Annotated in this window: 10 protein-coding genes; 3 read left to right on the top strand and 7 right to left on the bottom strand. The window is 46.6% G+C overall.

The genetic code is table 11. From position 1 onward, the window contains the following. The first annotated feature begins 47 nt into the window (after positions 1-47). On the top strand, positions 48-1,553 hold the full coding sequence (locus AC0YOD_RS15445; RefSeq protein WP_475800215.1) for a DHA2 family efflux MFS transporter permease subunit: 1,506 nt from the start codon (positions 48-50) through the stop codon (positions 1,551-1,553). Positions 1,554-1,610: 57 nt separating this feature from the next. On the opposite strand, the gene AC0YOD_RS15450 is transcribed toward AC0YOD_RS15445, so the two are convergent. Both AC0YOD_RS15450 and AC0YOD_RS15455 read right to left on the bottom strand, forming a co-directional pair. After that, a complete protein-coding gene (locus tag AC0YOD_RS15450) occupies positions 1,611-3,638 on the bottom strand; it encodes an ABC transporter ATP-binding protein (protein WP_475800216.1) in 2,028 nt (675 codons plus the stop codon). A 22-nt stretch (positions 3,639-3,660) separates the two neighbouring features. Beyond that, positions 3,661-5,406 carry an ABC transporter ATP-binding protein gene (locus AC0YOD_RS15455; RefSeq protein WP_475800217.1) on the bottom strand — a complete coding sequence of 582 codons (1,746 nt, stop codon included), beginning with the start codon at positions 5,404-5,406 and terminating at the stop codon, positions 3,661-3,663. A gap of 536 nt (positions 5,407-5,942) precedes the next feature. On the opposite strand from AC0YOD_RS15455, the gene hmpA reads away from it, so the two are divergent. After that, positions 5,943-7,175 carry an NO-inducible flavohemoprotein gene (gene hmpA, locus AC0YOD_RS15460; protein WP_475800218.1) on the top strand — a complete coding sequence of 411 codons (1,233 nt, stop codon included), beginning with the start codon at positions 5,943-5,945 and terminating at the stop codon, positions 7,173-7,175. 8 nt (positions 7,176-7,183) lie between these two features. On the opposite strand, the gene AC0YOD_RS15465 is transcribed toward hmpA, so the two are convergent. After that, positions 7,184-7,693 carry a Crp/Fnr family transcriptional regulator gene (locus AC0YOD_RS15465; RefSeq protein ID WP_475800219.1) on the bottom strand — a complete coding sequence of 170 codons (510 nt, stop codon included), beginning with the start codon at positions 7,691-7,693 and terminating at the stop codon, positions 7,184-7,186. Positions 7,694-7,882: 189 nt separating this feature from the next. Here AC0YOD_RS15465 and AC0YOD_RS15470 point away from each other — a divergent pair, with 189 nt between their 5' ends. Then, positions 7,883-8,365 (top strand): hypothetical protein, encoded by a 483-nt coding sequence (locus AC0YOD_RS15470; RefSeq protein WP_475800220.1) that lies wholly within the window; start codon positions 7,883-7,885, stop codon positions 8,363-8,365. On the opposite strand, the gene AC0YOD_RS15475 is transcribed toward AC0YOD_RS15470, so the two are convergent. The 4 genes from AC0YOD_RS15475 to AC0YOD_RS15490 all read right to left on the bottom strand — a co-directional run bounded on the left by AC0YOD_RS15475 (position 8,366) and on the right by AC0YOD_RS15490 (position 14,111). Continuing rightward, positions 8,366-10,675 carry a helicase C-terminal domain-containing protein gene (locus AC0YOD_RS15475; protein ID WP_475800221.1) on the bottom strand — a complete coding sequence of 770 codons (2,310 nt, stop codon included), beginning with the start codon at positions 10,673-10,675 and terminating at the stop codon, positions 8,366-8,368. It abuts the gene before it with no gap. Between the two features lie 141 nt (positions 10,676-10,816). Continuing rightward, positions 10,817-11,824, bottom strand: a complete 1,008-nt coding sequence (locus tag AC0YOD_RS15480) for a PP2C family protein-serine/threonine phosphatase (RefSeq protein ID WP_475800222.1) — start codon at positions 11,822-11,824, stop codon at positions 10,817-10,819. An 88-nt stretch (positions 11,825-11,912) separates the two neighbouring features. Continuing rightward, positions 11,913-13,658, bottom strand: a complete 1,746-nt coding sequence (locus AC0YOD_RS15485; protein WP_475800223.1) for a glycoside hydrolase family 2 protein — start codon at positions 13,656-13,658, stop codon at positions 11,913-11,915. Between the two features lie 222 nt (positions 13,659-13,880). Continuing rightward, on the bottom strand, positions 13,881-14,111 hold the full coding sequence (locus AC0YOD_RS15490) for a cold-shock protein (RefSeq protein WP_475800224.1): 231 nt from the start codon (positions 14,109-14,111) through the stop codon (positions 13,881-13,883). Positions 14,112-14,242 lie beyond the last annotated feature (131 nt).

Genomic DNA, 14,242 nt, shown 5'->3' on the forward strand with positions numbered 1-14,242 from the left:
TAGTTCATACAAGACAAGAGCTTCAATCCACTATGGGAGGAATTAATATGGAGAAGAAACAAAACAAGTCGTCATTTGGTGTATTAATTATTCTCATGGTCGGCGCCTTCGTTGCACTACTGAGTAATACACTGCTCAACATCGCCTTACCGTCAATCATGAAAGAATTTGATGTAACAGCATCAACTGTGCAGTGGCTATCAACGGGTTATATGTTGGTGAATGGGATTATGATTCCGGCTACAGCCTTCTTGATTCAGAAATATACAGCTAGACGCTTATTCTTAATCGCAATCGGATTATTTACGATAGGAACACTCATTGGCGGTTTTGCTCCAAGCTTTTCAATTTTATTAGCAGCTAGAATGGTTCAGGCTTCCGGTGCAGCCATCATGATGCCATTACTCATGAATGTACTGTTCACCACTTTCCCGCCTGAAAAGCGCGGCTCAGCAATGGGGATGTTTGGTTTAGTCATGATCTTTGCACCAGCTATTGGACCAACGCTCTCTGGTTGGATTATTCAACACTATGACTGGCCTGTTCTATTCCACATTATCTCGCCAATCTCATTCCTTGTTTTCATTTTTGCTTTCATCAAATTGCATGACAAAAAAGAGAAAGTGATTATGAAGCTGGATTTCCCTTCTCTTATTTTATCAAGCATAGGGTTTGGCGGGATTTTATACGGCTTCAGCTCGGCGGGCAATAAAGGATGGGACTCCCCTATCGTTTATTCCACAATCATTATCGGGGCTATTTCCTTGGTTCTGTTCATCATGCGTCAATTCAAACTAAAAGAGCCTATGCTCGACTTTAGAGTCTATAAATATCCGATGTTCGCCCTATCATCCGCTATATCGGTTACGTTAAATATGGCCATGTTCTCTGCCATGATGTTAATGCCTATCTACTTGCAGAATATCAGAGAGATCTCACCTTTAGATTCCGGACTTCTCATGCTGCCAGGCGCTCTGGCAATGGGGATCATGTCTCCTATAACAGGGAAATTATTTGATAAATACGGAGCAAAGGTATTATCGATCATTGGTTTAGCCATCGTTATAGTTACAACTTATTTCTTCAGTCAATTAACAGATGCCACGGAATATTCGACATTGATGATATTGTACACCGTAAGAATGTTTGGTATTGCGATGGTTATGATGCCGGTAATGACTAACGGTTTAAATTCGATTCCGGCAAAATACACCCCGCATGGCACAGCCATGAATAGTACCATTTCTCAAGTGTCAGGCGCGATCGGAGGGGCATTGCTCGTAACCATTATGTCCAATCGCACCGCCACTCATGCGAAAGAAATGGCGGCTGAGGCGGTAAGTAAACTTACACAGCCTACAGACAGCGCGATCGCAGAAATTAAGCAGCAAATTATCGGGAAAGCAACCATTGAGGGAATCAATGATGCCTTCTTGGTATCAGCAGGCGTAGCCGCTGTCGCATTAATCCTTGCTTTCTTTATCAGAAAGAGAAGACCGGCAGAGGAACCAAAAAAAGAAGCTGTAGCTGCGAAAGAAGCAACTGTTCATTAAGAATAATAAAAACGGCATTTCATCCTACACTGGATGGAATGCCGTTTTATTTGATTTCTATGCAGGCAAAGCGGAACCTAATTGAAGCTGGTACATGGCAAAGTATTTTCCGCCCAGCTCAATCAACTCCTCATGATTGCCGCGTTCTACAATGACTCCTCGATCAAGCACAAGAATCTGGTCTGCATTGCGAATCGTCGATAGACGGTGAGCGATTACGAACGTCGTCCGCCCTCTCTTCAATACATCCAGAGCATCTTGAATGATCGCTTCCGTCTCCGTATCAATGCTGGCAGTCGCCTCATCCAATATGAGAATAGCGGGATCGTAAGCCAATGCGCGAGCGAAGGAAATCAGCTGGCGTTGACCGGCAGAGAGTGTGCTTCCCTTCTCAATAACAGGTGCATCAATGCCCCCAGGCAATGACTGGAACATGTCGTATGCGCCGACATCCCGCAGTGCCTGCTCGATTTTCTCACGGTTGATCTCCGGATTGTCTAGACTGACGTTAGAAGCAATCGTGCCTGTAAATAAGAATGGATCCTGCAATACGATACCCATGTGCTGCCGAAGCAGCTGCTTAGGCATATCGCGCACATCCGTTCCATCGACGATAATTTTCCCTTCATTGGAATCATAGAAGCGGAACAATAGGTTCAAGATCGAACTCTTCCCTGAGCCGGTATGGCCAACTAAGGCAACCGTCTCGCCTTGACGAGCGTGGAAGGAGATATGCTTCAGCACATACTCATCCTTCTTGTAAGCGAAGGAAATATCCTCAAATTTCACATCGCCCTTGTATCGCTCCATTTTACCCTTAACAACATCGATACCTTCTTCATCCATCAGCTTGAACACGCGCTCTGCCGACACCCTTGCCGTCTCTAAATTCGACAGCTGGTTAACGATGCCTACAATAGGCGAGAACATTCGGTTCATGAGATCAACAAAGGCATAGAGCACGCCCACTTCAATAACGGAGCTAAGCGAATCGCCCCAGAACATCAATAGCACGATTAGAAATAAAATATTCCGCACTACGTTGACCAAATTATGAGAGGTGATGGAATTAAGGCTCAGCAATTTATTTTGATATTTATAGTAATGATCATTCAGCTCATTGAATTCCTTCGTAGTCTCCCGTTGATGACGGAAAGCCTGGATGATCGTCATGCCTTGAATAGATTCATTAATCATCCCATTTATTTCACTTAGCTTTGCCCGAATGATTCGGTTATAACGAGCCGCAAACTTACGGTATACGATAATCCAAATGATTAGAATCGGAATGAGAGGCAGTGCGATAAGCGCCAGACGAGTATCCAATAAGAATAATGCGCCGTAAATAGCTGCCATATAGATGATGCCTGTAAAAAAGTTCGCAAGCACCGCGACATAAAGCTCACGAATGGCTTCCGTATCATTGGTAACACGCGACACCACTTGCCCTGCCGACAGATTGTCGTAATAGTTGACAGGCAAGCGCTGCGTATGCGCGAAAATATCAGTACGCATCTTGCGAACGATGCGATTCGCTGACGTTTGCAAGAGCAGACGCTGACCATAAGTGAATACAGCCACAAGCAGCAGCAAGCCGAAGTACATAACAGCCAGCTTTATGATGGCCGGAAATTCCGGCTTATAGAATGCATACAGCTCATCAGAAGCAAGCTTCGTCACGGGATAGGAAGCCGTATCGCCCGTATCCTTATTCGTGACCGTTAAAGTGTCGCCTTCTACTACGCGCTTTCCACTATCAAAGGCAAGCGCTTCGTCCAGCCAATAAAATTGGCGTCCTACCTGCAGTACCCGAACCTCTTTGCCCTGCTGCTCCCCAGCTCCAGCAGCAAAGTGATCCTCGCGTTTATACCATTTATCTTTATAAAAAACCGCAAAGTCCTGCTTACCCTCGACCTCATGCCACTTTTTCTCAATGCCTAGAATATTCTGGTCAATCATTCGTTTGGCAAGAAACGGACCCGCAAGCTCTGCGGATACAGCAAGCACAAGCAGGAGCAATGCCAGCATAATCGGTTTTTTATAAAACATGGCGTATTGAAACAATCGTTTTCCTGTACTACCCATTGCGTCTAACGCCTCCTATTTATTACGTTTCAATAATAGCCTCAAGCTGCTGGCGATCATATTGCTCCCGATACCAGCCACCGCTTTCAAGCAATTGCTCATGCGTGCCTTCCTGCACGATTCGTCCATCTTCCAGAACGATAATCCAGTCGGCATGCTGAACCGCAGATAGACGATGCGTTGTAATAAGCGTCGTTTTCCCTGCACGTTCCGTACGGATACCTTCGATGATTTCCGACTCTGTTTTTCCATCTACGGCGGACAAAGCATCATCCATTAGTAAAATATCCGGATCTGCAATGAGCGCACGCGCGATGCTGACACGCTGCTTCTGACCACCGGACAGCGCAACGCCTCTCTCACCAACCAGCGTCTCTAGTCCATCTGGGAGAAACTTAATATCCTTCGCGAACGAAGCACGTTCCAGCGCCCGCTGCAAATCCTCTTCGGTGCCTTCTTTAAGACCGAAGAAAATATTTTCACGAATCGACTTTGAGAAAAGAATCGGCTGCTGCGGCACATACCCAACCCAGCGAAGCACATCATCTATTTTCATGCCGCCAAGCGGCGCACCCGATACTTTAATATCTCCGCGACCAAGCGGGTACTCTCTTAGCAGCTGCTTCAATAAGGTTGTCTTTCCGCTGCCGGTCCGTCCCACAATACCAAGCGTTTGTCCTTGACGAAGCGTGAAGGACACATCCACTAAGTTATCAACCTTAGATGATGGATAACGGAAAGTCACCGCATGGAATTGAAGCGATGTTGGCTCTTCCACTTGGGTCGTTGCACTTCCGTCAACAACATCCGGCTTATAGCCAAGTGTCTCATTAACTCGGTCAAGTGAAGCATTGCCGCGCTGCATAATATTAATGAGCTCGCCAATGGCGAACATCGGCCAAATCAACATACCGAGAAATACGTTAAAGGATACGAGTTCTCCTAGTGTAATTTCATTGTGAAATACTAAGAAACCGCCGTAACAAAGGCCAATGAGATAGCTCGTTCCGACGAGAATTTTCATCGTAGGCTCAAACAATGCGTCGATTTTTGCAACTTCAATATTTTTGTTCATGACATCCTGCGTCTTCTCGGCAAACCGAGCCTCATTGGCTTCCTCTTGCACGAAGGCTCTGATGACTCGAACCCCTGATACCGATTCCAGAACGCCATCGTTCAAATCACCAAAAGCATCCTGCGCATCCGTAAAGCGCTCGTGAATCTTCTTACCATAATGCTTCATTGCAAGTGCCATAAGCGGCAGCGGCAGCAGGGCTGCCAACGTGAGCTTCACACTTATGAGTGTGGACATAACGATTAGAATCGTAATCATGAACAATGTCGAATCGACCAGCGTTAGAATACCGAAGCCTGCTGTTGTTGCAACCGCTCCAAGATCATTCGTCGCGCGAGCCATCAGATCCCCCGTCCGATTGCGTTCATAGAAGGTCGGGGTCATTTTCAAAAATTGTCTCATTAGTCGCGACCTTAGCACCTTCTCCAGCACAAATGCGGCGCCAAAGAGCTGATAATGCCAAACATAAGTAATGATATAGCCCACTACGGTAATCGCAATCCAACCGTAGAACACACGATTAAACTCGGCTTGCCCTAGTAAGTCTTGATGAATGCCGTCAATTGTATAACCAATGAGCCACGGTGGAATAACATCAATAAAGCCTGTAATAACCAAAAGTGAAATGGCAACGGTATATCTCTTCCAATGTGATTTAAAAAACCAACTTAACTTAACAAGTACGCTAAACATTCTTTTCCCACTCACCTTCCTCTGTCCATCCATACGTCATTTTCCACAAAAAAGAAGCGTGCCGCTGTAACGACACACTTCTTCCCGCTTATAACGCGACTCTGACTCCAGTCGCGTCTATTAGGCACAGAAAAGGCGCATGGTTACGATTACGTAACCATGCGCCTCTAATTATGGGGTTGCCCTCATTTAAAGAGAATTGACGCGCGGATGGATTACGTTATTCATGTTCAATCTATTGTTCTCATTGGTAAAGAAATGAATGTTTCTTGGATCTCTCATGAATGTAATCCTCCTCTCGTTAAAATATATTAGTCAATTTACCATCGCATGAAAATACTGTCAAGGTATTTTTCTTTTATAAATGTTCTCTCTTGAAGGCATAATCTTACTCTCTTTTCTTCGAGAGCAAGCTTACTGTCACAAATCGTTGCGTATTGGTGTGATCTCGATCACAAGACTGGTTTCATCATAGGACTATACTTGGCTTATTCGATACTTTTGAAAAAAACTGAGTCTAGCTGGAGGGGTTATTCATGTTAAGCGTACAATCGGTCCAAATCATTAAGTCAACAGTTCCCGTATTAGAGGTTCACGGGGTGACCATTACAAAGCGCTTCTATGAGCTGTTGTTCACCAATCACCCAGAGCTCTTGAATCTTTTCAATCAAACAAATCAAAAACAAGGCAGACAACAGACAGCATTAGCTAATACCGTTTATGCGGCTGCTCTGCATATTGATAACTTAGCGGCAATCATCCCTGTCGTGAAGCAAATCGGACATAAACATCGCAGTCTAGGCGTAAAGCCTGAGCATTATCCCGTCGTAGGCAAGTACTTGCTGATGGCGATCAAGGATGTACTAGGTGATGCGGCTACAGAGGAGATTTTAAACGCTTGGGCGGAGGCTTACGGTATTATCGCGGATGCATTTATCGGCATCGAGCAAGAAATGTATGAGGAGACACATGCAAAGGCAGGCGGATGGGAGGGCTTTCGTGAATTTCGAGTGGATAACAAGGAAAAGGAAAGTGATGTCATTACTTCCTTTTATCTGGTTCCAGTAGATGGCAAGCCGTTCGCGAGCTTCGAGCCTGGACAATATGTAAGTATTAAGGTGAATCAGGAAGGCGCTGAGCACACACAAATTCGCCAGTACAGCTTGTCCGATGCTCCCGGAAAACCCTATTACCGTATTACGGTGAAACGCGAGGATGGGGATCAGCTTCGTGCTGCAGGCCATATATCCAACTATTTGCACCATAATGTAGAAGAAGGACACATTCTGTCGCTGTCGGCTCCTGCGGGTGATTTCATTTTGCACACATCTGATGAACGTCCTATCGTACTGATTAGCGGCGGAGTTGGCTTAACGCCAATGGTCAGCATGCTGAATACGCTCATTAACGAAGAGCAGAAACGTCCCATTTCATTCATACATGCCGCTCAGAACGGCGATGTCCATGCTTTAAGAGAACAAGTGAATGGACTCGCTGAGAAGCATCCGCAGCTTTCCGTGTACTATTGCTATACGAAACCAACTGAGAATGATCGGAAGCAGCAGCTTTTCCATAAGGAAGGTATTATCGATTCCCCTTGGCTGCAATCCATCATTCCAAATAAGGATGCCTCTTATTATTTCTGTGGTCCGACGCCATTCATGTCCACGATTAACGGCATCCTTCTGCAATGGGGGGTACCAAATTCGGATATTCACTTCGAATTTTTCGGACCTGCAGCAAGTCTAGAGCCTGTCGCAATAGGATAACCGCTCGTTCACTGCCGGGACTTCGACTGGGCACGCAACAAACGGTTGACTGTTTCACGGCGCAGCCCGATGAGTTGTCCAATCTCATCCTGCGTCAGCACATCCGTTAACGGCGCAGGACCAATATAAGCAGCGAACCATTGCTGCAGCTTAATCAGCTTATTCGCAGGCTCGACTTCCGTTAACTGATCGATACGCTGCTGCATCATTCTAAGCTTGCTCTGGAGGAGTAAGGCGACTTCACGACTCTTCTCCGGGCTTCGCCCCAGCTCCTCATACCATTGTTGAGGGGATACGCTGTCAACCTCGCAAGTGACAAGCGCAATAGCCGAACCATGATTCTGCATTGGGCTGATCAGCGAATGATGCGGTATGACTTCGTCTGGAACGATAATATTAACTAGAAATGGATGACCGTCCTCATGAACGCGCACGATCTTGAGCAAGCCGCTTCTCAAGTGAAAGAGAGCGCCGCTTTCCCCTTGGTTAAATAAGACTTGTCCTTTATGAAGCAGCATGCTAATGCTCCGCCTTTCTTCCAGCTCAGTCGGATATCCGGCTGGGCTGTTTATTTTTTCAAAAAGCCCTCTCGTATTAAAAAATGGAAACTAAAACGATTTGACGGTACAAGAATGTGAGAGTTACAATATTACCTGCTGAGCAAAATATCAGCTGCATTCCATACCGAAAGAAGGCGAATCAACCGCATGCGCATCAAGACCTATGCAATCTGTATATATATCATCTTTATTTATTGGGTTTCCTTACATATCCCACATATGAGCTCCTTATTTTTCCCTACATTAGGCGCATTCAGTCTATTATTCATCTCGCGTCCATTCGAGAAAGCACAATTACGCAAAATTGCTATAGGTGCTATTCTAGCGTCATTTATTGGCTCATTATTCGTTTATTGGAGCTCTGGCGTACTTTCCTTGCTTCTAACGTTATTAATCGTCATTTTCCTTATTAATACGTTCAAATGGAATGCTCCGCCGATTTTGTCCGTTGCACTTATTCCTTTTTTCACGCATACATCGCTAATATGGGTTGCTCCAGTATCTGTTGCGGGTTCACTGCTTGGGTTACTGCTTACGTTATCGGCAGCTGCGTATCTGGAGAAAAGATACGTTTTATTACCTTCTTTCTTAAGAAGAACGACAGAAGTGAAATCTGATTCTGCCCTGTAATTACTTCTTCCACTCCTCCGGCAGCAGCCGTTGATACTGGTTTTGCAAATACCGATCGTCTATGAGCACGAGTGTTCCACGATCGGTTTCCGAGCGAATCAATCGCCCGCCAGCCTGCAGCACCTTATTCATACCAGGGAAGACGTAAGCATAATCGTAGCCGTTCTTGCCATCATCGTTAAAATAGTCTCTCAGCATGTTCCGTTCCACGCCAATCTGCGGCAAACCAACACCAACAACGATCACACCGATTAACCGGTCTCCTGCCAAATCAACGCCCTCTGAGAACACGCCGCCCATGACTGCAAATCCAATTAAAGAACGCTCACTCCCAGCTTGAAAGCTCTCTAAGAAACGATCCCGCTCCTCCTCCGACATATCCGTTCTCTGAAGCAGCACCTCTGTATCGGATTCCGCCCCAGCGGGAATAGACCACTCCTTAAGCTCCATATAGGTCTCATACACCGCATTCATATAAGCATAAGAGGGGAAAAATACGAAGTAATTGCCCGGACGCTGTTCCATCAGCTCCACAATCAGCTTCGCTATCGGCAGCTTAGAATCATCACGATCATGATATCTGGTTGACAGAGGCTTAATGATGACATCGAGCTGCTCCTTCGAGAAGGGCGATGGGATCGCGAGCGTATAATCGTCTTCTCCCGCTCCAAGCATGTCCATATAGTAGGAAACAGGCGAGAGTGTCGCAGAGAAATAAATATGCGAGCGATAACCTTTGCCCATCCCTTTCAGCAGCATGGAGGGATCGAGACAAAACAGCTTCAAACGCACATCATTTTTCGGAATTTCCGTGTAGACGATATAACGTTCATCGAATAGCTTAGCCGTGCGAATGAAATTTTGCGCCTTAAAAAACGTATCAAGCAGCAATCCACTGCCATTCCCGCTAATACCGGCTGCAAGCGCTCCTCCTGCTGCCACTGCAAATGCTTCGACCAACGCGACTAGCTCCTCTGGAAGCTGCCGTTCAACCAAATGCGGCGCGCCGTCACTCCCTTTACGCAGTGCAATGAAATAATCGTTGATCGCCTTTGACGTTCGATATCCCTCACCATGCACGCCCTTCAGCTCACGTTGAAGCGCAAGAAAGGGAGCCTTCGTCAGCTCCGCAGAGAACATCTCCCGCGCCCTGTCTACCAGATTATGTGCCTCGTCCACCAGTAGCGCTGTCTTCTTCTTCATCTCCGCATACTGACGCTTAAATGAAATGCGAGGGTCAAAAATATAATTGTAGTCACACACGACCGCATCCGCCGCATAGGCAAGATCCAGCGAAAATTCAAACGGGCATACCCGATGCTTCTGAGCATACGCTTCAATGACCGCTCTCGTCATAACCGTTTCGCGCTCCAATATATCAAGCACGGCTCCGTTGACTCGATCATAGTAGCCCTCAGCAAAAGGACAATGCTCCTTCTCGCAGCGCACTTCCTCTTGAAAACAAATCTTTTCCTTCGCTGTTATCGTAACGGAATGAAGGCGCAGCCCCTTATCACGCATGAATAGCAGCGCATCCTCAGCAGCCGCTCTCGTCGTCGTTCTTGCCGTTAAATAATAAAAACGCTGGAGCATGCCCGCACCCATCGCTTTAATTGCCGGATAGGTGGTCGATATCGTCTTGCCAATACCGGTTGGCGCCTTCGCAAACAAGGATACGCCTTCCTCGATGGATTTGTAGACCGCTCCAGCCAGCTTCCGTTGTCCCGCCCGGTAGGCATCAAATGGAAAAGCCAGCCCTTTGATACTCTCATTTCGAGCCCGCTCATGCTCGCGGCGCTGCATCGCATAAGGTGCATACCGTGCCACAACCTCATAGACGTACTTCTCCAGCTCCCTGTAGCTGACTTCCCGCAGAAACCGACGCTCCTCCTCTGTCTCGGTCTGCACATAGGTAAGTTGAACCCGCATCGCTGCCAGCTCATGCTCCTTCGCATACATGTAGGCGTAGAAGAGCGCTTGTGCCCAGTGAACGGGATAGCTGTCTTCCGTTATTCGTTCCAGGTCTCCCCCCGTTGATTTAATTTCATCAACGGTTAACAGAGGTTCTGTTTCCAGCAGTCCATCACAGCGTCCATCCACGACAAAAAGCAGATCATCCACTGTGATGTCTGCTTTTACATAGACCTCTTTTAGGTCGCCTTCGCCATATGTCCGTTGTATTCTTTGATGTGCTTTTGTACCCTCATGCATCGTATCGATCGCATTCAGCCTGACATCGATGCTTCCGCTGCTAAATACGTATTCAACCAAGTGCCTCACTGATATTGTGACCGTATCATTTATTAGCATAATGTAATTCTACCGCTCCCATAAAGAACATTTGTTCTTTAATTGTAACACAAGCGGCCAGCGGTAAGATAATGCTCAAGCTATTACACTTGTAAAGGAATGTAGATTTCGGTTTCCTCTGAGATCAATCCTTCTCTCTTGCTAAGAGCAGACTAAAATCGTTATCGTCGCATTATCCTGATAGGGCCGCTGCTGGTTGAGCACATGCTGCAAAATAAAGGCCGCCGCACTTTGCGGGGAATATTGCGCCGCCTCCTCCAGCAGCTGCTCTGTTAATTCGTCATAAAGTCCATCACTGCATAATAAAACCCAGTCTCCCGGTTCTAGATGCAGCGGCTCTCCATTGGCATCAATCTCCGATATTTGGGGTATACCAAGGTAGCTCGTCAATAAAAAACGATCGGGATGGGACTCTGCTTCCTCTTGCGTGAGCTTGCCCTCTTGCACAAGCTCAAACAGACGATTTAAATAGATATGATCCCGCGTTAAGGGAACAAGGATGCCGCCTCGATACAAATAAATTCGGCTGTCTCCCGCCGATATCCAGTGAAGCTGACCTTCCTCAATGACAACGGCAATAAGCGTCGTACCTACACTCCATTCCAGCTCATGATGCAGCGCCATATCATATACGGCTTTATTCGCGCCATGCAGTGCAGATGCCAGCGCGCGGGGTACGGTGTCCTTCACCGAAAATAGGCTGAACTGTTCCAGCATGGTCTGCACAGCCAGCTGACCTGCTTCCCTGCCCATTGCAAGACCGCCCATCCCATCAGCTAGTACAGCTAGAACACCCATCTGTTTGGCGTCATCTGTATGCCCTGTTGAGGAAAAACCAAAAGCATCCTGCTGCTCCTCACGCTCGCCGATATGCTGTGCATAACCCGTTGCAACCTTAATCAACGCTGCATCCCCGCCTCGCACACGCTTGCTTCTCCAATAAGGGGCATGACCCCCTATAATCAACACAACAAGCCCGATGCCAAAGCCGATTATGCACCACAACAGCGATGATTCGATAAGATTAATTTGCCCTTCAGTCCATAGCCCCTCAAGCCATTTTGACGGGATGGTCTCTATGCCTATAAATGCGATTACCAGCAGCAAAAAAACAGTCGCTAACCCTCTGTGCACCCATCTCTTGACCATGCGTTCACCGCCTCGTCTTCAGCCTGCCGCCATCAAGGATAGGAAACAGACAGATAGGCGTTGCTCACGCATTCCGCCCTCTTTATTTTTATTGAGAGACGCCCCTATTTATGCCGCTTTCATTCCACTGCGGTTTCCCATCCTTCTCACGAAAATATCGCTTTACCGTATCATAAGCCAGCTTCGGTCTTCGGTAGCGATCTACGATCCCTTTGCTATTCTGCGTACCCGCGCGTGCAAGCAGCCAGCCCGTTCCTTCTGTCACCCGGCAATCGCAAAACTGCCAAATGAACATGCCCGATATAAATGGTCGATTCGTATAGGCATCCAAATTCCGCTCAATAATATCGGCTTGCCTCTCTTCCGTACCCTTCACACGGCTAGGATCTCGCAGGCCATAATGACCATCACCGCCAAATTCGCTCATAATCATGGGTTTGCCTATGCCGCCAAGCTCATCGGCCCATTTTCGCGCTGCATCACTCAGCTCACCAGGATCTTCATCGCCATACCACAGCGGATACAGGTTGAAGGAGACAATATCGGCAAGATCGAAGCAAAGCTCCTTCTCGCGGTGATGACTGGCAAAGGTTAAAGGTCGTGAGCCGTCTAGACCACGTATTTGCTCCAGCTGCTTCTTGTACATAACCCGTCCTTCGGGTGTGTCGCTGGCACATTCATTCAGAATCGCCCAAATGATGATACTGGGATGATTAAAATGGTTCTCGACCATTTCGCGATTGCAATCCTCGCACTGCCGCTCGAAGTTCGGATTTTGCATCTGTTCAAGGCTAAGCCCTCTGGCATGGTTTTCCTCCCATACGAAAATACCACGCTCATCGCATAAATCTAAGAAACGCTCATCATTAGGATAATGGCTTGTCCGAACGGAATTCGCACCCGCTTCAATCATTAAGTCCAAATCATGCACCATGAGCTGATAAGGAAGAGCAGCTCCAACGATGGGATGATCTTCATGCCGATTGAAGCCTTTGAGCAACACATCCTCACCGTTTACTTGAATGCGGTTATTCCAGGTCGTTACCGTCCGAAAGCCTACGCGCTCCGTTAGATCATCAAGAGGCTCCCCACTATCCTTCTCGTACAATTCAACATCCAGCAAATACAGGTGCGGGTCTGACTGTGACCAAGGCTTTGCGTCTGCAAACACTTTACGGAACGTAATCGCTTTCAAAATGCCGGGAGCAATAGATGCATCAGACATCGTAAATTCTTCATTCGCCAGCCGTCCTTTTATGGAGACTGACTTCGTTTCCGTACTCATATTTTGCACATAAACGTTAATGTCTGCTTCCCAAACGCCGTTTGCTGCTCGTGTTGGGGTAAACGCTATTCTTTCTATGTAGAGATCAGATATTTTCTCAATGGATACAGGTCTAATAATACCGCCATACGTATAATAATCATTAGGCACATGAAGAGCAGAGCTTTCGCTGAAGCTGTTATCGACTTCAACCACCAGCTCATGCTTGCCAGCCGGAACATCCTTCACAACAGCACTAAAGGGTGTATAGGCATTATAATGATACGCGACATGCTGCTCATCTAAATATACGTTTGCTGTATGACTGACACCTTGGAAACATAACCGGATTGACGTTTGTTCTTCGATTTCTATCGTTTTGCGATAGGCGCCCTTGCCCTGGTAAGTAGCAAACCTCGGATGCATCTCCCAGCACCCCGGTACCGGCATCCTGTATTGCTCAGCGCTCTTTTCCAAAGAATCAGCATTTTCACCAACCGGCTGAAATGCCCACTCTCCCTCTAATGACATAACCTTACGTACTTTATGCGTATGAAATAATCGAAGCATCGTGTAAACCCTCCCATAAACATAATTACAAGCCTTATTTCAAAGAGTGACCAGCCAGCATAAGATTTGCAGAAAATAAACCTCAGCTGTATTGTAACGCCAGCCAGCAATCCCGACAAATGAAAAACAAATAAATGCAAAAAAAACCGAGAACGATGAGAACAGCGTTAGCCATTCGCATCAAACTCGGTTTTGTTTTGCAGAGAGCATCGCGTATATATGCTATACGATCGGTGTACCCTTTTTTAACGTTTTCATGTCGCCATTGGAATTATTAAGCGCTGGCAGCATTTTCTCGCCAACAACCATTGGTGCATGACAAATTAAACAAGTAGGAACGTGCTCAAACGCAAAATTATCACGCATCCAACTGTTGCACCCTTCTGTCTCGCAGGTCCATACCTTCGTGTTTTCTTCCGGAATTTCTTCTAACGGTTTTTTACGATTGTACATGGTTAGTTAGCCCCCTTCGCACTAAAAAAGGAAAAACTGCCTCGAACTTATAGGTAAGGGGCAGTTATCATTTATGAACAGCAGTGTTATGTGATGATCTGTTTCAAACTTGCTATTAGTTCTATCTTACC

The organism is Paenibacillus sp. J31P13, assembly GCF_056269295.1.